An 18,829-nucleotide genomic window follows, 5' to 3' on the forward strand; every position below is an offset into this window, starting at 1 on the left:
AGAATAATTCCGTTAATAAACACCTGCGACACCTTTGACTGATGTCAGCAAGATTCTTTAAAAACGTTGGCAACGTTTATTAATAGTTCTCCAAGACAACTTCACAGATATTTTCATCAAGGTACTTCTACCTTATTCAATATCTTACTGATAATTTCGTCAGAAGTCAGGTTACTGGCTTCAGCTTCATACGTCAGACCTATACGGTGACGCAAGACATCATGAGCCACAGCACGCACATCTTCAGGGATAACATACCCACGACGCTTGATGAAAGCATACGTACGGGCTGCCAAAGCCAGATTGATAGATGCACGAGGAGAACCGCCAAAGCCAATCATATCTTTCAACTCTTTCAAATCGTATTTTTCCGGATAGCGGGTAGCAAACACAATATCTACGATATAGCGCTCGATTTTTTCATCCAGATAAACCTGACGGACAACCTTACGGGCTTCTATTATCTCTTCCGCTTTCAGAATTGGTTTCACATTGAACTTCTCCCCGTTAATATTCTGACGAATAATCAGTTTTTCTTCTTCCAGTTTCGGGTAGTCAATGATCACTTTCAGCATGAAACGGTCTACTTGAGCTTCGGGTAACGGATAAGTACCTTCTTGTTCAATGGGGTTTTGCGTGGCGAGCACAAGGAAAGGCTCAGGCAAGTGGAATGTTTGCTTGCCAATAGTCACTTGGCGCTCTTGCATGGCTTCCAGCAAAGCACTCTGCACTTTGGCTGGAGCACGGTTTATTTCATCTGCCAAAACAAAGTTCGCAAAAACGGGACCTTTCTTTACCTGAAAAGTCTCATCTTTCTGACTATAAACCATTGTACCGATCACGTCGGCAGGCAATAAATCGGGCGTAAACTGTACACGGCTATATTGTGCATCGATCAACGAAGACAATGTCTTAATCGCCAATGTCTTAGCCAAGCCAGGCACACCTTCCAGCAATACATGCCCGTCGGACAACAAACCAATTAACAAAGACTCTACCAAATGTTTCTGTCCAACGATTATTTGATCCATACCAGTAACAAGGTTGGTAACGAAAGAACTTTGTCTTTCAATCCGCTCATTTAGTTCACGGATATCAATTGTTTCAGCCATAAATATTCGTATTTTTATTGTTTATATTTCATTGGATATGCCAGTATTCTACTGGTAATTATTTTTTCGCTCCAAAAGTACAGGAATAAATTAACCATACCAACTAATTTTTATTAAAAAACAATTAGATTAAACTACTTTCATAGAGTTTAGTAGTTAACAATAGTTTCTATGAGTTTTTTTAATTGTATTGCCGAGGATAAACAACAGTCTGCTCCTACCCTCAACATTACGCCACTTACAAGAACAGGATATTTCTTTCTATTTCTTCACAAGCTCAGGTATCTTGACAACAGTCCCGTAAGGCACGTGATCCGGATTTTTGATAATATTGGAATTGTACTTCACAATATATGGCCAGAAAGCCTTGCTTCCATAAAAGCGGAGTGCGACTTTTGTCAAGGTTTCCCCTTCTTTTATCGTATAAGTAGCTTTGGTTCCCACTATCTTATAATTTACGGAATCCGACTCAGAAGGAATTGCTACAGTTTTCTTTTTTACTTCCTTATGCATTACAGGAGCCTCTTTTTTCGCAATAGATTCGGTCGATACAGTTGCAATCGTTTTTGATTCAATCATCGGTTCCGCAGTTGCAACTTTCGGAATAACCGTTTCTGATAGAGTATCTGTTTTTGCCACCCTTGCTGTATCTTTCTGTACAAGGCTGTCTGTCGAATCAACAGTAGTATCCATTTCTGTAATCCTGTCACTGACAAATGATACATTCTCATTCAGAATATCAGGATAATACATGAAAATCACAGAGCCTGCACACAGTGCAATCACCACTATCACGATGCCCATAAAAATCTTGATAGTAGAAGCACCTTCTGCATCCGAATGGGAGTTCCGTGTGTCAGACAGAAGCTCTTCGCTCTTTTTTGCAGGTTCTGACGACATCTCTATAATAGGCTCAACGGACTGAGAAATGGTTTCCACAACCGTAGGCTCTGCTTCTACCGGAGAAGATTTCGACACGACATCCACGGGTTCATCTGTCACCGTTATTTCTTCCGTACATTTTTTCGCCGCAGTTTCCCCCACTCCAGTTTCGGGAGCTATATCCCCTATCAATTCTTCCATTACGGCATCCTCTTCTGACAGACTTTCTACCTGCGTATCTTCCAGCACAGTACTATCATTCAGAACCACAGTCTCAAAAAAAGAAAAAGGTTTGTTTATCAAATCTTTCAGTACAGGTTCCGGTGTAAACGAGACTTTGGTGTGCCCTTGTATCCGGAATCGTTCTCCAGTATTTATGTTCACACTTTCACGGCTCTCGACATTGATCAGTTTGAATGTCCCAAAACCTTTAATCTTCACATACTTGTCCGCCTCCAGCGCCTCTTCAATCAACTGAAAGAACTCTTTCACAAAGCTTTCAGCATCTTGTCTGTCCATGTCATGCTTTTCGGCAAGTAGCCTTACCAGATTCTGTATGTTCAGTCTTTCATTCATTATTATAGGAAGATATTTGAAGTGGTACGGGCGATTACTTAAACTTATCCTTCAATACGTTGCTGGGCTTATAAGCTAGAACTAACTTAGGGGGAATCAGCATACGCAACTTGGTCACAGGATTAATCGTAATGCGCTCGATTTTCTTCCTTACTTCAAAAGTCCCAAAACCTTGCACTGTAATCGTATTGCCCTCTTGTAGTTGCTGGGTCATATCCGACAGCAAAGAGGCCATCAATTCGGAAGTATCTCTTATAGTATACCCCAATCTTTGCGATAATTCTGAAGTAAACTCTTTATTATTCAAAATTAAGATGACTTTATGAAATTCGGTACTATATTAGCAAAATCTCCTGATACGGGCAATTTTCCTGAGAAAGATTCTTAAATGACCCGTCCAAAAAGGTCGAAATCATCGGAATTTACAATCTCCACCTGGTAAAAATTGCCTATATGCAATATCTGTCCATCACGTTCTATCAAGACTTCCGGATCTACCTCCGGAGAATCGAATTCGGTGCGGCCGATGTAATACTCGCCTTCGACACGATCTATTATCACCTTCATGCACTGCCCTACTTTTGCTGCGCTCAATTCTGCGGAAATCCCTTGCTGTATGGACATCAGCTCATCCAGACGTGCCTGTTTTACCTCCTGAGGAATCTCGTCCTCATAATGTGCAGCCGCATAAGTGCCTTCCTCTTCCGAATAGGCAAAAGCCCCCATTCTATCGAAACGGACCTTGCGAACAAACTCCTTCAACTCTTCAAAATCCGCTTCCGTCTCCCCCGGATGCCCTACCATCAAGGTGGTACGCAGATGGATGCCCGGCACCTCTTTGCGAAACTGCTCCAGCAGGCGATAAGTATCTTCTTTGGTCACATGGCGACGCATCTTCTCCAACATTGAATCACTGATATGCTGAAGGGCAATATCCATATATTTGCATACATTGGGGCGCTCACACATCACTCTGAACAGATCTGTCGGGAAATGCGCCGGATAAGCATAATGCAGACGAATCCACTCCACTCCGGGAACTTCCGAGATACGCTCTATCAACTCCGGAAGCTTTTGCTTGCCATACAAGTCCACACCGTAATAGGTCAGTTCCTGAGCGATAACCTGAAACTCCTTGACGCCTTTGGCAACCAGATAACGTACTTCATCTACGATCTCTTCCATTGGTCGGGAGACATGCTTTCCTGTGATAATAGGAATGGCACAATACGAGCATTTCCGATCACAGCCTTCCGATATCTTCAGATAGGCATAGTGTCTGGGCGTGGTCAGCGTACGCTCAATGCGATATTCTTCATGATAAGCCTTGCCAAGGTCCTGTAACAATTCCGTCCAGTTGAACTTACCGTAGAATTTATCGACCTGAGGAATTTCAATCTCCAGTTCTTTTAAATAACGTTCGGAAAGACACCCCATTACGTACAATTTTTCTAACTTCCCCTCTTCCTTGGCTTGGGCAAATTCCAAGATCAGATTGACAGATTCTTCCTTGGCGTCACCGATGAAACCGCAAGTATTGATTACTGCGATCTCTCCTTTCGGATGTTCCGAATCATGAGTCACACAATATCCCGCCTCTTCAAGTTGACGCATCAGATGTTCCGAATCCACCAAGTTCTTAGAGCACCCTAAAGTGATGATATCAATGGTCTTTCGTTTCATGCATTCCCCCCAAACAACGAATCCACAAATTCTTTTTTGCGGAAAACCTGCAAATCTTCTATTCCTTCACCCAATCCGATGTATTTCACGGGAATCTTGAACTGATCAGAGATTCCGATCACCACACCTCCTTTGGCAGTGCCATCCAATTTCGTTATGGCCATTGCGGTCACCTCGGTAGCCAGTGTAAACTGTTTGGCCTGTTCGAAGGCATTTTGTCCAGTGGAACCGTCCAAAACCAACAACACTTCATCCGGTGCATCTGGCACCACTTTCTTCATTACGTTCTTAATCTTGGTCAATTCATTCATCAGCCCCACCTTGTTATGAAGACGTCCGGCGGTATCTATTATCACCACATCTGCATTGTTGGCAACAGCTGAGCTCAAGGTATCATACGCCACAGAAGCCGGATCAGCCCCCATTTTCTGCTTGATGACAGGCACTCCTACCCGTTCGCCCCAGATATCCAGTTGCTCGACTGCCGCAGCGCGGAAAGTATCTGCCGCTCCCAGATAGACGCTTTTGCCTGCTTTCTTAAACTGGTAGGCAAGTTTCCCGATAGTGGTCGTTTTTCCCACACCATTCACGCCTACCACCATGATTACGTATGGCTTCTTCTCAATCGGTGCTTCGAAATCAGCCACGTCGCCAGAATTGTTTTCTGTCAGCAAGGCTGCGATTTCATCGCGCAAAATCACATTCAACTCTTGCGCGTTCATATACTTTTCATCTGCGGCACGTTTCTCTATACGCTCAATGATATTCAGCGTAGTCTCCACACCTACATCCGAAGTAATCAACACTTCTTCCAGATTATCAAGCACTTCGTCGTCCACTTTCGACTTCCCGGCCACGGCACGGGCAATCTTGCTGAACACGCTTTCTTTCGTCTTAGATAATCCCTTATCCAACGTTTCTTTCTTTTCCTTTGAGAAAAAACTAAAAAATCCCATATCCTATTCTATTTGTTTATGCAATCAATATTCTACAAAGATATAACAAAGTAATGAAAGTAAAGGAATAAAGTATAAAAAAAATCCCCTTATCGGATTACGATAAAGGGATTTTATTATTAAATGCCTTTCGGCGTACAGTCTTATTTCTTGAAAAAGTCTTGTACCTTTTCATTCAGAACCATTTGCTCATCAAAAACGTAAGCACCAGTTTTCGGAGACTTAACCATTTTGATAACCTTTGTATAAGCACGACCTTCTTTAGAACCTTCGTGCAAACTTGCTACAGTTTTCTTTGCCATGTGTTATACTTATTATTTAATTTCTTTATGCACTGTTACTCTCTTCAAAATCGGATTGTACTTCTTCAGTTCCAATCTTTCAGTTGTGTTCTTTCTGTTCTTCGTAGTGATATAACGAGAAGTTCCCGGCATACCGCTATCTTTATGTTCTGTACATTCCAGAATCACCTGTACTCTGTTACCTTTTGCTTTCTTTGCCATAATCAGTATTCTCCTCTACTTTTAGCCAATTACTTTAATGCTTTTCCAATCACAATAACCTTTAGCTACTGCATCGTTCAAAGCAGCATCCAGTCCTTTCTTGTTAATAACACGCAGACCATTAGCGCAAATGCTAAGGCTGATCCAGCAGTCCTGCTCTACATAGTAGAACTTCTTGTTAAACAAGTTCAAATCAAAGGTTCTTTTAGTTCTTCTCTTTGAGTGTGAAACATTGTTGCCAATCATGGCTTTCTTTCCGGTAATTTGACAAATCTTCGACATTTCTATCTTATTTTTATAGTTTTTATCTATACTTATTTCAAACAGAGCGCAAAGTAAGCACTTTTATTGATACCAAACAAGTTTTTCATAAAATAATTCATTGTAGGATAGCAATTTTTCTTTATTTCACGCATTCACAAAGCAACTTCAGAGCATTTTGAACAGCTTTTTGCACGTTTCCGGCTCTTCCTTCGTCTCCTTCTTGCCTGAAAGTGGCAATTTCATTTTTATAGGCAACGGCGATCCACACAGTACCCACGGGCTTTTCGATGCTTCCTCCTCCGGGACCGGCAATCCCGGAAGTGGCAATGGCACAATCTGTTTTCAACGCTTTCATCGCGCCTCTTGCCATTTCAATCACCGTTTCCCGGCTTACTGCTCCATATTTTTCCAGTGTTTCCGGAGAAACGTGAAGCAGATTCATCTTCACTTCGTTGGAATATGCCACGATGCCACCGTTAAAATACTCCGAACTTCCCGGAACGGAAGTAATCAGAGCCGCGATGCTTCCTCCGGTACAACTTTCTGCGGTGGAAAGGGACATTTTTTTCTCTTTCAGCAATTCGCCTACTCTTTTTTTCATTTGCATATACCTATATTTATATATAATCAAGTCAATCATGCTCCTGTCAGCACCCTGTCTCAACCATGCCATCTCCGTAGTTTCTCCATAGTCTATATGTTTGGAGCAGATACGGAGTTGGTATGGAGCAGGTATAGAGCGGGGCTAAAGAATATACGGAGATAGAAACTATAGCGTGACGCGCGAATAAGCCGGCGCTTCCATCGGACAGAAGTCCCGATCCTGATACTTGAAGTATCCCGTGATGGCAATCATCGCGGCATTATCCGTCGTGTAACTGAATTTGGGTATGAATATGTTCCATCCGTACTTCCGGGCATGTTCGCGGAAGGCGTTGCGCAAACCGTTATTGGCAGAAACGCCACCCGCCACAGCCACGTCCTTTATCTTGTATTCCTTGGCCGCCTTACGCAGTTTGTCCATCAGGATATCGACCACCGTGGCTTCGAGCGAAGCTGCCAAATCTTCCTTATGATGCTCGATGAAATCGGGATCTTCCTTTATCCAGTCGCGCAAGGAATAGAGGAACGAGGTCTTCAGTCCGCTGAAACTGTAATCCAATCCAGGGATATGGGGTTTGCTGAAAGTAAAGGCTTTCGGATTGCCCTGACGTGCCAGTTTGTCTATGATGGGACCACCGGGGTATCCCAGTCCCATGACCTTGGAACATTTGTCGATCGCTTCTCCGGCAGCATCGTCAATGGTCTGCCCCAGGATTTGCATATCATTGTATGCCTTCACCAGAATGATCTGCGAATTTCCTCCTGAAACGAGCAGGCAGAGGAAAGGAAACTTCGGCTGAACATTGTCTTCACCTTCTGCTTTAATAAAATGGGCTAACACATGACCAGTCAGATGGTTAACATCTATCATGGGAATACCGAGGGAACGTGCGAACCCTTTGGCAAACGAAACTCCCACCAGGAGAGAGCCCATCAGTCCCGGTCCCCTTGTAAAGGCGACCGCACTCAGTTCTTCTTTGGTCACTCCGGCACGTTTCAACGCTTCGTGAACCACCGGAACTATATTTTGCTGATGCGCGCGCGATGCCAATTCGGGCACTACACCCCCGTAGGATTCATGTACCGCCTGGCTGGCAACAACATTCGACAGTAAATATCCATCCTTGATGACGGCGGCAGAGGTGTCGTCACAAGAGCTTTCTATGCCTAAAATTATTGTACTCATATCGCTATTTACATTTTAACGCTACAAAAGTAGTGATAAAAGTATGATTGGTAACGCAGAATTTCATATTTTTGTGTGCCAAATCAAACAAACCGCCTATCAGAAAGTTTAAAAGGACAGTTCGCTGGGTGCTCGGTATCATATTGGGATTGTATATCGGGACCATATTATTGCTGAATATCCCCTACGTTCAGCAACGGATATCCGTGTTTGTTGCCAGTGAACTGTCGGGCGTATTGCACACACAGCTCAGCATTGGACGGATCAATATGGGGTTGCTGAACCGCATCATCATTGACGATCTTTTGCTGGACGACCAGTCCGGCAAGGAGATGCTGAAAATTTCCCGTCTTTCGGCGAAGTTCGATATTCTGCCCCTATTCAAGGGCAAAATATCAATCGGCAATGTACAATTGTTCGGTTTCAACGTCAATCTGGAGAAAAAGACGCCGGAGGACATACCCAATTTCCAGTTCGTACTTGATGCCTTTGCTTCGAAAGACACAGTCAAGAAAGAGAACCATCTCGACCTGCGAATTAACTCCCTGCTGATACGTCGCGGTCGGGCATCCTACAACGTGCTTTCTGCCGAAGAGACCCCGGGGAGATTCAACGCACAGCACATCCAACTGCGCAATATCATCGCCAATATCTCGTTGAAAGCGTTTCAAAACGACTCTGTCAACGCTGCCATCAAACGTATGAGTGTAGAAGAAGAGAATTCGGGCTTTGAACTGAAGAAGCTGAGCCTGAAGGTGGTGGCGAACGAACAGAAGATGAACATTGAGAATTTCGCCATCGAGCTGCCGAACACTTCACTTGCGATGGATACGATACGTGTGGAGTATGACAGTTTGGGGGCTTTCAACAATTTCGCCAACGAGGTCCGCTTCTCGTGCCGCATATTACCCTCCAACGTGACGCCTTGCGACTTGGCGGCATTCATACCTGCTCTCTCTCCTTTCACGGAACAGTTACAGGTGGCTGTAGAGACAAACGGGACTGTCAATCAGTTGAATTGCCCCTATTTATCCGTTACGGCAGACAGCCATTTTCAGTTAAGGGGAGACGTTTCCTTGCAAGACTTGTCCCATCCTCAGGATGCCTTTGTCTTCGGCAACCTGTCTAAACTCTATGCCGATCCTGAAGGCGTCGCCTTCTTTGTACGCAACCTGAGCAAGAACCACGAAGCCACTCCGCCGGTATTGCAACGGTTAGGAACCATTTCATTCAATGGAGAAGTTTCGGGATACTTCACCGACCTCGTCACATACGGTGTGGTACGCACGGATATGGGCTCCATCAAAACGGACTTGAAGCTCAGTTCCAATAAAGAGAAAGGCTATTTCGCCTATTCGGGTGCAATAAAAACTGCCGACTTCAAGCTGGGCGACATGCTCGCCAACGAAAAGTTGGGCAAAGTTACCTTCAACCTCAATGTAGACGGTAACCACCACGAGAACCAACCTCCCCTCATCATAATGAAAGGATTGGTCGCATCCATCGACTATAGCGACTACACATACGAGAACATCACGCTTGACGGCGAATACAAACAAGGCGGTTTCAACGGTAAGGTAGCATTGGATGACGAAAACGGTTCGGTGCAGCTGAACGGTAGCATCAACACCGCCAGCCACATCCCTACATTCAACTTTCAGGCCGCCATCCACAATGTGCGCCCCCATGAGCTGCACCTGACTCCTCAGTATAAGGACTCGGAGATTTCCGTCCGGCTGACTGCCGATTTCACCGGCGGCTCCATCGACGAAATGAACGGGGAAATCAACATTGACAGCCTGCAATTCACGGCTCCCGACAAGGACTATTTTCTAGACAACCTGAAGATAACCGCCAGCCGGAAAGACGACTTCCAAAAGCAGTTGAAAATAACATCGAACTTCCTGCATGCAAGCATTGAGGGCGATTACTCCTACCGCACACTGCCGGTAAGCGTGCTGAACATCATGAGGAGATACGTTCCTGCCCTGATACTGCCGGGCAAGCGGCAGATAGAGAGCGAAAACAGCTTCCACTTCGACATCAGCATCTTCAATACAGACCTGTTGTCCGCCATGTTCAATGTTCCCCTGAAGGTGTACACGCATTCCACCCTCAAAGGCTACTTCAACGACAAGGCACAACGCCTGCGGGTGGAGGGCTATTTCCCCCATTTGCGCTACGGAGAAAAGTTCATTGAATCGGGCATGATGTTATGCGAAAATCCCGGTGATAAATTTCATGCGCACATACGCTTCAGCAACCGTAAGCCGGAGGGGGCAATCAACGTGGCACTGGAGGCGCAGGCTAAAGATAACATTATACAGACCTCTTTGAATTGGGGCAACAGCAGTGCCGTCACTTACAGCGGGAAGCTGGCAGCTACCGCACACTTCATCCGCACGCAGGCCGGAGAGCATGACAGCAAACGCATGCGTGCGACATCCAAAGCAGTACCGGCATTGAAAACCGTTGTAGACGTTCAGAAGACCAATATCATACTGAACGATACACTGTGGGAGATACATCCTTCGCAGGTAGTCATTGATTCCGGCAAGGTGCACATCAACGATTTCTATTTCAGTCATCAGGACCGTCATCTCCGCATCAACGGCACCATTTCAGAGATGCCGGAAGACACCATCCGCCTGGACCTGAAGAATATCAATATTGATTATGTGTTCGACATCGCCAACCTGGGGGTCAACTTCCAAGGGGAAGCCACCGGTCCTGCATACGCCAGCCAGGTGCTGAAGAAGCCCATCATGCATACCGACCTTTTCATTCGGAACTTCGGGCTGAACAATGGCTTGCTGGGAGATGCCGACATCCACGGAGAATGGCATCACGAAGTGGAAGGCATCTATCTTGACGCCCGTATCCGCGAGAAAGAGATTGCCCGAAGCCATGTGTATGGTTACATCTATCCCATAAAGCCCAAAAGCGCACTCGACCTGCAAATCGAGGCGGACAACACCAACCTGAAGTTCATCGAATACTTCATGAGCAACATCACACCGGAATTTAACGGGCGTGCCAGCGGCAATGTGCACTTCTACGGCAAGTTCAAAGGACTCACGATGGAAGGGAACGTTTTCGGCGATGCTTCCATGAAAGTGGATGTACTGAACACGACTTTCTTCCTGAAGGACAGCATCAAGATAGAGCCCAACGGGCTTACCTTCCGCAATAACCGCATTCTTGACCCGCACGGTAATCAGGGACGCGTAAACGGCTACCTGCACTATCGCCATTTCAAGGACATAAACTACCGTTTCCAGTTCGAAGTGAACGACATGCTGGTGATGAATACCAAAGAGTCGTTGGATTTCCCTTTCTACGGAACAGTCTATGGAACAGGAAGTGCATTGATAGCGGGCAATGCGCAGAATGGGGTCAACATTGACGTGGCCATGACTACTAACCGCAATACCAACTTCGTCTATATTAAGGATAATGTATCTTCAGCGGTCAGCAATCAGTTCATCAAGTTTGTGGATAAGACACCGCGTCGTGCCGTATTGGACTCTATCAACCTGGCTTCCGACTACGAGCTGGCGCAGCAAGAGATGCAACAGGAAGAAGGTGAGACGGATATCCGGCTCAATCTGCTCGTAGACGCCACTCCCGATGCCACCATGCGCATTGTCATGGATCCCATAGCCGGTGACTACATCAGCGGACGGGGGACGGGAAATATCCGTGCGGAATTCTACAACAAGTCCGATGACATGAAGATGTTCGGAAATTATCGCATCAGCCAAGGGCTTTATAAATTCAGTCTGCAGGAGGTGATACGCAAAGACTTTACCATCAAGAATGGAAGTACCATCAACTTCAACGGTTCGCCGCTGGACGCAACAATGGATATCCAGGCCAGCTACACCGTGAACTCCGCTTCACTGAACGACCTGGTCCCGAACGCAAGCAACTATGGAGTACAGACCAACATCAAAGTGAACTGCATTATGAACCTGACAGGACAGCTCACATCGCCGGAAATAAAACTAAGCCTGGAGGTCCCCAACGAAAGGGATGAAGTCCAGGCACTGATCCGTAACTATATCCCCACGGACGAACAGATGAACATGCAGATATTGTATCTGCTGGGTATCGGCAAGTTCTATACTCCGGAAAACGTGGATGCCACGCAGAACTCCAACATGATGTCCTCCGTGCTCTCGTCCACCCTTTCGGGACAACTGAACAATGCACTCTCGAACATCATCAACAGCAACAACTGGAACATCGGCACCAACCTCAGTACGGGAGAAAAGGGCTGGACCGATATGGAGTTTGAAGGCATGCTGTCAGGGCAACTGCTGAACAACCGCCTGCTTATCAACGGCAACTTCGGCTATCGCGACAATCCGATGGCAAACACCAATTTCGTAGGCGACTTTGAGGCGGAATGGCTCGTGAACCGCAGCGGAGACATACGCCTGAAGGCCTATAACGAAACCAACGACCGATATTACACCCGCACGAATCTGACCACACAAGGCATAGGCATCATCTTCAAGAAAGACTTCAACCACTGGAACGAGCTGATGTTCTGGAACAAATGGAGGCTGAAACTGCTGAAACGCAAGCCGGACAAGAACAATGTGGAAACCGGACAGGACAATGTCCCCCAAGAAGCCAGCCAAGAAAAGCCAATGCCCGCCAACGCTTCAGAAGCAGCACAAGCCAAACTTAAGAGAGGCGAAGTGGAGAAATAAATTAAAAACGATGTATGAAAAAGTCCGGGAATATCATTATTGTCGATGACAATCGCGGTGTGCTTACCGCAGTGCAAATGTTGCTGAAACCCTATTTCGAGAAGATTATCACGCTCGATTCTCCCATTACGCTTACTTCGGTGTTGCGCAAGGAGACACCGGCAATCGTATTGCTCGATATGAATTTCACGTCCGGCATCAACAACGGGAATGAAGGACTATACTGGTTGCACGAGATCAAACGCCTCCATCCCTCCCTGCCCGTAGTGCTTTTCACAGCCTATGGAGACATTGACCTTGCCGTGCGAGGCATCAAAGAGGGTGCCACGGACTTCGTTGTGAAGCCTTGGGACAACCGGAAACTGGTAGAAACCCTTCTGAATGCCGCCCAATCCTCTGACAACAGAAAAGGCAAACAGAACACTGCGCTCATGACTTCATCCATGTATTGGGGCAAAAGTGCCGCCATGCAGCAACTCCGTTCGTTGGTGGAGAAAGTATCCACTACCGATGCCAATATCCTCATCACCGGAGAGAACGGTACAGGAAAAGAGATGCTGGCGCGGGAAATCCACTCCCTTTCGTCCCGTTGCCACAAAGAGATGATTGCCGTCGACATGGGCGCCATCACCGAAAGCCTTTTTGAAAGCGAACTGTTCGGCCACATAAAAGGTTCTTTCACCGATGCTTATACCGACCGTCCCGGCAAATTTGAAGCAGCAGACCACAGCACGCTATTCCTTGATGAAATCGGTAATCTGCCCTATCACCTGCAAGCCAAACTCCTGACCGTATTGCAGCGCCGGAGCATCGTTCGTGTGGGCAGCAACCAGTCCATTCCCGTCGATATCCGCCTGATATGCGCTACCAACCGGAATCTGAATGAAATGGTGCAGGACAATAAGTTTCGCGAAGACCTGCTTTACCGCATCAATACCATTCATCTCGAAATTCCCCCTTTACGGGAACGCCCGGAAGATATCCTTCCGCTTGCCGAACGCTTCATCGCACGTTTCTGCAAACAATATGACAAACCACTGTCAGCACTTTCCGATGCTGCCGGCACGAAGCTGAAAGCGCATCCGTGGTATGGCAACATACGTGAGTTGGAACATGCCATCGAGAAAGCGGTCATCATCTGCGATACTCGTGAACTGACGCCCGAACTGTTCCAGCTGCCCAAACGTACCGACCCGTCCCGTGCGGAAAACAATATCGGTACGGAAGCCGCCACTCTTGAGGAAATGGAACGGAAAATGATACAGAAAGCCCTGAATGCCTGCAACGGCAACCTTTCTGCCGTAGCAGCACAATTGGGCATTACGAGACAGACCCTTTACAATAAGATGAAAAAGTTCGGACTATGAGACACTTCTTCCGCCACATCACCGAGCGTTACCTTTTCCGCCTTCTCACGTCCCTCGTTCTGGCGGGCGTGGTTGTCCTGACTGCCATATCCGGAAATATCTTGTGGATCAGTCTTTCTTCTCTCTTGTTGCTGTCGAGCATCTATTGGCAATGGAAACTCTATCGGATGCATACGCAGAAGATACTGTTCCTGCTTGATGCCATCGAGAACAACGACGTCTCCATACACTTCTCCGAGCAGGAAGATATATCAGACCACCGCATTGTGAATCAGGCCCTGAATCGCATTGCTTCCATATTATATAATGTGAAAAGCGAAACCGTCCAGCAAGAGAAGTATTATGAACTCATTCTGGATTGCATCAGTACGGGCATTCTGGTACTGAACGATACCGGAGCCATCTATCAGAAGAATAACGAAGCACTCCGCCTGCTGGGACTGGATGTACTCACCCACACCAGCCAACTCTCCCGTATCGACGCCCGTCTGCCGGAACTACTGAATCGTTGCCACTCCGGAGACAAGTTGCAGACCCGACTTTCCAACGAGCGGGGCACGATGAATCTGTCCATCCGGGTCTCCGAGATAACCATCCGCCAAGAGCACCTCTGCATCCTTGCCCTGAATGATATCAACAATGAACTTGATGAAAAAGAGATCGATTCATGGATACGGCTGATTCGTGTGCTGACGCATGAAATCATGAATTCCGTCACCCCCATTACCTCCTTGAGTGATACCCTGCTGGCCTTATTGCAGGAATGCGAAGGCACGGATGCGAATAGTTGCAGTTCCTCTTCGGATGGTATCGACACCGAAGAGCTCCGTAATGGATTGCAAACCATCAGTTCCACAGGCAAGGGATTGCTCTCCTTTGTCGAGAACTACCGCCGTTTTACCCGCATACCGAAACCGGAACCTTCACTCTTCTATGTGAAAGGTTTCCTTAATCGTATGGTAGAACTGGCACGTCATCAATACCCCTACTCCCGCATCTCTTTCCGCCTACATATCGTCCCGGACGACCTGATTCTTTATGCAGACGAGAACCTTATCTCGCAAGTGCTTATCAACCTGCTGAAAAATGCGATACAAGCCATCGAGACGGAAAAGATTTCCGAAGGTATCATCACCATACGCGCCCACTGCAATGAAAGTGAAGCCGTCCTTATCGAAGTGGCGAACAATGGTCCTCATATTCCCTCCGAAATAGCAGAGCACATCTTTATCCCCTTCTTCACGACCAAGGAAGGCGGTAGCGGCATCGGCCTAAGCATCTCCAGGCAGATTATGCGTCTATCGGGTGGAAGCCTTTCGCTACGTTCCGGAAAGGAAACTACATTTGTACTGAAATTCAATTAATCCCTATAAAAGCCGAATACTTTTCTTATGAGCGCTAAATAAAACTTAAACAGGCTCTGAACAATTTCTTTCTTGCATTTGTTAAAAAGAAAAAGTGTTTTTGCTTTTTGAAAAGAGAATCGGTCAAAACGAACAATTTATTATATGTAACTTATGATTTTTACAGCTGAAAATATTCTTCTGATAGGATCTATCCTCCTTTTTGTAAGTATCATTGTTGGTAAAACGGGATATCGCTTCGGCGTTCCCGCCCTATTATTATTTTTAGTAGTCGGCATGCTTTTTGGGAGTGACGGCTTGGGGTTGCAATTTCATAATGCCAAAGAGGCACAATTCATTGGTATGGTTGCCCTCAGCGTCATCTTGTTTTCGGGAGGTATGGACACCAAATTCAGCGAAATAAAACCGATACTCATACCGGGTATTGTGCTTTCTACCGTCGGTGTGTTGCTTACAGCCATTTTTACAGGATTGTTCATCTGGTGGATCTCAGGTATGAGTTGGTCTAACATCTATCTGCCTCTCACGACATCACTGTTGCTTGCTTCTGCCATGTCCTCCACCGATTCTGCTTCAGTGTTTGCTATCTTGCGTTCGCAGAAGATGAATCTGAAGAACAATCTTCGTCCCATGTTGGAACTTGAAAGTGGAAGTAACGACCCTATGGCATATATGCTCACTATCGTATTGATACAGTTCATACAGTCGGGTGGAATGGGAATCACGGGAATCTTCGGTTCATTCATCATGCAATTCGTGGTAGGTGCGGTAGTCGGTTATCTTCTCGGCAAGTTGGCTATACTTATGTTGAATAGGCTGAATATTGATAATCAGGCACTCTACCCCATCCTTCTGCTCTCATTCATTTTTTTCACTTTTTCCATTACCGACCTTCTGAATGGAAACGGTTATCTTGCAGTCTATATCGCCGGTATCATGGTGGGCAACAATAAAATCATGTATCGCAAAGAGATATATACCTTTATGGATGGATTGACATGGCTGTTCCAAATTATCATGTTCCTTTGCCTGGGACTGTTGGTGAATCCGCATGAACTGCTCGACATTGCCCTGGTAGCCACCCTTATAGGTGTATTCATGATTCTTGTCGGCCGTCCGCTCAGCATATTTATTTGCCTGTTGCCTTTCGGCAAGAAAATAACCCACCGTTCCCGGCTATTCATCTCTTGGGTCGGTTTGCGCGGAGCGGTGCCTATCATTTTTGCCACATATCCGGTGGTGGCGCAAGTTCCGGGAGCAGACGTCATGTTCAACATCGTATTCTTTATTACAATTGTCTCCCTGATAGTTCAAGGAACCACCGTCTCTTCGACTGCTCGTTTACTGAAACTTTCCACTCCATTAGAGAAAACCGGAAATGAATTTGGCGTAGAACTGCCCGAAGAAATTGATACAGACCTGAGAGATATGACCGTAACCACGGAAATGTTGGAAGAAGGTGATACCCTGAAAGACATAACCCTGCCCAATGGAGCGTTAGTTATGATCGTGAAACGAGGCACAGAGTTTCTAATCCCCAACGGTTCCCTGAAACTTCGTTTGGGCGATAAGTTATTGCTGATTTCAGAAAAGAGTGGAAAGACGGAAAGAACTAATTAATAGAAAAATCCGGTCATAAATTGCCTGCCAATGGTCTGTTTGGAGCCAATTGGTTGATTTTTCTTTTTCTTTCGCCTCCTGTCAAAGAATGAATATAGAAATTTGCACGACATTACATTTAGCTCTATATTTGCGCAGTTTTAATTAAAGTGTGCAGATTTAACAAATGGAACAAGAACAACACTTCATTGATTATATTGAACAGAGTATCATCCGTTACTGGGATTTAAACGCTTTGACTGACTACAAAGGTGCTACCCTCCAATATAAAGATGTAGCCCGCAAAATTGCCAAATTCCACATTGTTTTAGAAAGTTCCGGCATTCGTCCGGGCGACAAGATAGCAGTCTGCGGCCGTAACAGCGCCCATTGGGCAGTTACTTTTCTGGCAACTATCACGTATGGAGCCGTCATCGTTCCTATCCTGCACGAGTTTAAAGCAGACAACATACACAATATCGTCAATCATTCCGAAGCAAAACTTCTATTCGTAGGCGACCAGATTTGGGAGAATCTCAATGAAGAAGCCATGCCGCAATTGCTGGGCATTGTTCTGATGACTGAATTTACTCCTGTAGTTTGCCGCGACGAGAGGTTGATGGAGGCTTTTGAACACCGCAATGTGTTATACGGACAACGCTATCCCAAGAATTTCCGTCCTGAACATATCTGCTATCGGAAAGACCAACCGGAAGAACTTGCCATTATCAACTATACATCCGGTACTACCGGATATTCAAAAGGTGTCATGTTGCCCTATCGCAGCCTCACATCCAATGTTGCCTACTGTCATGAAATGCTTCCTATAAAACCTGGAGACAACATCGTTTCCATGCTTCCTATGGGACATGTCTTCGGTATGACGTATGATTTTCTCAATGCCTTTGCAGCTGGAGCACACCTCTATTTCCTGACGCGCATGCCAAGTCCTAAAATAATAGCACAATCTTTTGCCGAAATCAGACCACGCGTCATTTCGTGTGTGCCTCTGATTGTAGAAAAGATAATCAAAAAGGATATTTTGCCAAGAGTAGACAGTAAAATCGGAAAATTATTGCTGCATGTGCCCATCATCAACGATAAAATCAAAGCTCTTGCACGTAAAGAGGCAATGGAAATATTCGGAGGCAACTTTGATGAAATCATTATCGGTGGCGCCCCCTTCAATGCTGAAGTAGAATGCTTCCTCAAGCAAATCAACTTTCCCTATACTATTGCCTATGGAATGACAGAATGCGGCCCCATTATTTGCTCTTCCCGTTGGGAAACCTTGAAACTTGCATCATGCGGAAAGGCAGCCAGCCGTATGGAAGTGAAAATAGATTCACCAGATCCGCAACATGTTGCCGGAGAGATCATTTGCCGCGGCTCAAACCTGATGTTGGGTTACTATAAAAACGAGGAAGCGACATCGCAAATCATCGACATAAATGGCTGGTTGCATACCGGAGACTTGGGAACAATGGATGCGGACGGCTATATAACGATACGGGGACGTAGCAAGAATATGCTACTCACAGCCAGTGGACAGAATATTTATCCGGAAGAGATTGAGAACAAACTAAATAACATGCCCTATGTATCCGAATCGCTCATCGTATTGCAGAAAGGAAAATTAGTAGCACTGATTTATCCGGATTTCGACGATGCCTTTGCCAACGGGTTACAGCAAAGCGACATCGAACGTGTAATGGAGGCAAACCGTAATGAACTGAATCAACAACTTCCGGCTTATAGCCAGATATGCAAAGTAAAAATCCACTTTGAGGAATTTGAGAAAACAGCTAAGAAATCCATTAAACGTTTCATGTATCAAGAAGCAAAAGGTTAACAGCTCCACTTGTATATTGTGATGTAATGGAGTATAACAAGTAATGTAATAATGTCTTTCATTGTGATGCATTCCTTCAAACTAAAAGAGTACACAGAAAATAAACAGGTTCTTCGTCACTTTTGGGGCAGTTCATGTTTTAAAGCTAATAAGTTTATTGC

The 18,829-nt window shown here is 45.7% G+C and carries 15 protein-coding genes; 5 read left to right on the forward strand and 10 right to left on the reverse strand.

Annotation, left to right across the window (positions count from 1 at the left end; genetic code table 11):
- Positions 1–116: 116 nt before the first annotated feature.
- From QZ323_RS09880 to tsaD, 10 genes are all read right to left on the reverse strand, one after another.
- Entirely contained in the window at positions 117–1,112 is a 996-nt protein-coding gene (locus QZ323_RS09880) for a MoxR family ATPase (RefSeq protein WP_294634484.1), read from the reverse strand.
- A 261-nt stretch (positions 1,113–1,373) separates the two neighbouring features.
- The gene (locus tag QZ323_RS09885; protein WP_294634485.1) at positions 1,374–2,570 is read right to left on the reverse strand and encodes an HU family DNA-binding protein; all 1,197 of its coding nucleotides are present in this window, start codon (positions 2,568–2,570) and stop codon (positions 1,374–1,376) included.
- Positions 2,571–2,604: 34 nt separating this feature from the next.
- On the reverse strand, positions 2,605–2,877 hold the full coding sequence (locus QZ323_RS09890) for an HU family DNA-binding protein (protein WP_294634486.1): 273 nt from the start codon (positions 2,875–2,877) through the stop codon (positions 2,605–2,607).
- A 77-nt stretch (positions 2,878–2,954) separates the two neighbouring features.
- Positions 2,955–4,253 (reverse strand): 30S ribosomal protein S12 methylthiotransferase RimO, encoded by a 1,299-nt coding sequence (gene rimO, locus QZ323_RS09895; RefSeq protein ID WP_294634487.1) that lies wholly within the window; start codon positions 4,251–4,253, stop codon positions 2,955–2,957.
- Positions 4,250–5,209: a signal recognition particle-docking protein FtsY gene (gene ftsY, locus QZ323_RS09900; protein WP_294634488.1), complete on the reverse strand. Its 960-nt coding sequence runs from the start codon at positions 5,207–5,209 to the stop codon at positions 4,250–4,252. Before ftsY ends, rimO begins: the two co-directional genes overlap by 4 nt.
- Positions 5,210–5,352: 143 nt before the next feature.
- Positions 5,353–5,511, reverse strand: coding sequence for a DUF4295 domain-containing protein (locus QZ323_RS09905; protein ID WP_294634489.1), 159 nt, complete (start codon positions 5,509–5,511; stop codon positions 5,353–5,355).
- 12 nt (positions 5,512–5,523) lie between these two features.
- On the reverse strand, positions 5,524–5,712 hold the full coding sequence (gene rpmG, locus QZ323_RS09910) for a 50S ribosomal protein L33 (RefSeq protein ID WP_002560155.1): 189 nt from the start codon (positions 5,710–5,712) through the stop codon (positions 5,524–5,526).
- A 21-nt stretch (positions 5,713–5,733) separates the two neighbouring features.
- Complete coding sequence (rpmB, locus tag QZ323_RS09915; protein WP_294634490.1) at positions 5,734–5,994, reverse strand: 50S ribosomal protein L28; 261 nt, start codon at positions 5,992–5,994, stop codon at positions 5,734–5,736.
- Between the two features lie 121 nt (positions 5,995–6,115).
- Complete coding sequence (locus QZ323_RS09920; RefSeq protein ID WP_294634491.1) at positions 6,116–6,583, reverse strand: CinA family protein; 468 nt, start codon at positions 6,581–6,583, stop codon at positions 6,116–6,118.
- 162 nt (positions 6,584–6,745) lie between these two features.
- Entirely contained in the window at positions 6,746–7,765 is a 1,020-nt protein-coding gene (gene tsaD / locus QZ323_RS09925) for a tRNA (adenosine(37)-N6)-threonylcarbamoyltransferase complex transferase subunit TsaD (RefSeq protein WP_294634492.1), read from the reverse strand.
- Positions 7,766–7,965: 200 nt separating this feature from the next.
- On the opposite strand from tsaD, the gene QZ323_RS09930 reads away from it, so the two are divergent.
- From QZ323_RS09930 to QZ323_RS09950, 5 genes are all read left to right on the forward strand, one after another.
- On the forward strand, positions 7,966–12,486 hold the full coding sequence (locus tag QZ323_RS09930) for a translocation/assembly module TamB domain-containing protein (protein ID WP_294634499.1): 4,521 nt from the start codon (positions 7,966–7,968) through the stop codon (positions 12,484–12,486).
- A gap of 14 nt (positions 12,487–12,500) precedes the next feature.
- The gene (locus QZ323_RS09935; protein ID WP_294634493.1) at positions 12,501–13,853 is read left to right on the forward strand and encodes a sigma-54 dependent transcriptional regulator; all 1,353 of its coding nucleotides are present in this window, start codon (positions 12,501–12,503) and stop codon (positions 13,851–13,853) included.
- Positions 13,850–15,217: an ATP-binding protein gene (locus tag QZ323_RS09940; RefSeq protein ID WP_294634494.1), complete on the forward strand. Its 1,368-nt coding sequence runs from the start codon at positions 13,850–13,852 to the stop codon at positions 15,215–15,217. The genes QZ323_RS09935 and QZ323_RS09940 overlap by 4 nt, the downstream gene beginning before the upstream one ends.
- A 153-nt stretch (positions 15,218–15,370) precedes the next feature.
- Entirely contained in the window at positions 15,371–16,837 is a 1,467-nt protein-coding gene (locus QZ323_RS09945) for a potassium/proton antiporter (RefSeq protein WP_294634495.1), read from the forward strand.
- 166 nt (positions 16,838–17,003) lie between these two features.
- Positions 17,004–18,668 (forward strand): long-chain fatty acid--CoA ligase, encoded by a 1,665-nt coding sequence (locus tag QZ323_RS09950; protein WP_294634496.1) that lies wholly within the window; start codon positions 17,004–17,006, stop codon positions 18,666–18,668.
- Positions 18,669–18,829 lie beyond the last annotated feature (161 nt).

The organism is uncultured Bacteroides sp., from assembly GCF_910585845.1.
Lineage (GTDB): Bacteria > Bacteroidota > Bacteroidia > Bacteroidales > Bacteroidaceae > Bacteroides.

Excerpts from the sequence above, each read along its gene's own strand:
- QZ323_RS09885 (WP_294634485.1), bottom strand. The coding sequence starts at position 2,570 with ATGAATGAAAGACTGAACATACAGAATCTGGTAAGGCTACTTGCCGAA.
- ftsY (WP_294634488.1), bottom strand. The coding sequence starts at position 5,209 with ATGGGATTTTTTAGTTTTTTCTCAAAGGAAAAGAAAGAAACGTTGGAT.
- rpmB (WP_294634490.1), bottom strand. The coding sequence starts at position 5,994 with ATGTCGAAGATTTGTCAAATTACCGGAAAGAAAGCCATGATTGGCAAC.
- QZ323_RS09920 (WP_294634491.1), bottom strand. The coding sequence starts at position 6,583 with ATGCAAATGAAAAAAAGAGTAGGCGAATTGCTGAAAGAGAAAAAAATG.
- QZ323_RS09940 (WP_294634494.1), top strand. The coding sequence starts at position 13,850 with ATGAGACACTTCTTCCGCCACATCACCGAGCGTTACCTTTTCCGCCTT.
- QZ323_RS09880 (WP_294634484.1), bottom strand. The coding sequence starts at position 1,112 with ATGGCTGAAACAATTGATATCCGTGAACTAAATGAGCGGATTGAAAGA.
- tsaD (WP_294634492.1), bottom strand. The coding sequence starts at position 7,765 with ATGAGTACAATAATTTTAGGCATAGAAAGCTCTTGTGACGACACCTCT.
- rpmG (WP_002560155.1), bottom strand. The coding sequence starts at position 5,712 with ATGGCAAAGAAAGCAAAAGGTAACAGAGTACAGGTGATTCTGGAATGT.
- QZ323_RS09945 (WP_294634495.1), top strand. The coding sequence starts at position 15,371 with ATGATTTTTACAGCTGAAAATATTCTTCTGATAGGATCTATCCTCCTT.
- rimO (WP_294634487.1), bottom strand. The coding sequence starts at position 4,253 with ATGAAACGAAAGACCATTGATATCATCACTTTAGGGTGCTCTAAGAAC.
- QZ323_RS09935 (WP_294634493.1), top strand. The coding sequence starts at position 12,501 with ATGAAAAAGTCCGGGAATATCATTATTGTCGATGACAATCGCGGTGTG.
- QZ323_RS09905 (WP_294634489.1), bottom strand. The coding sequence starts at position 5,511 with ATGGCAAAGAAAACTGTAGCAAGTTTGCACGAAGGTTCTAAAGAAGGT.
- QZ323_RS09950 (WP_294634496.1), top strand. The coding sequence starts at position 17,004 with ATGGAACAAGAACAACACTTCATTGATTATATTGAACAGAGTATCATC.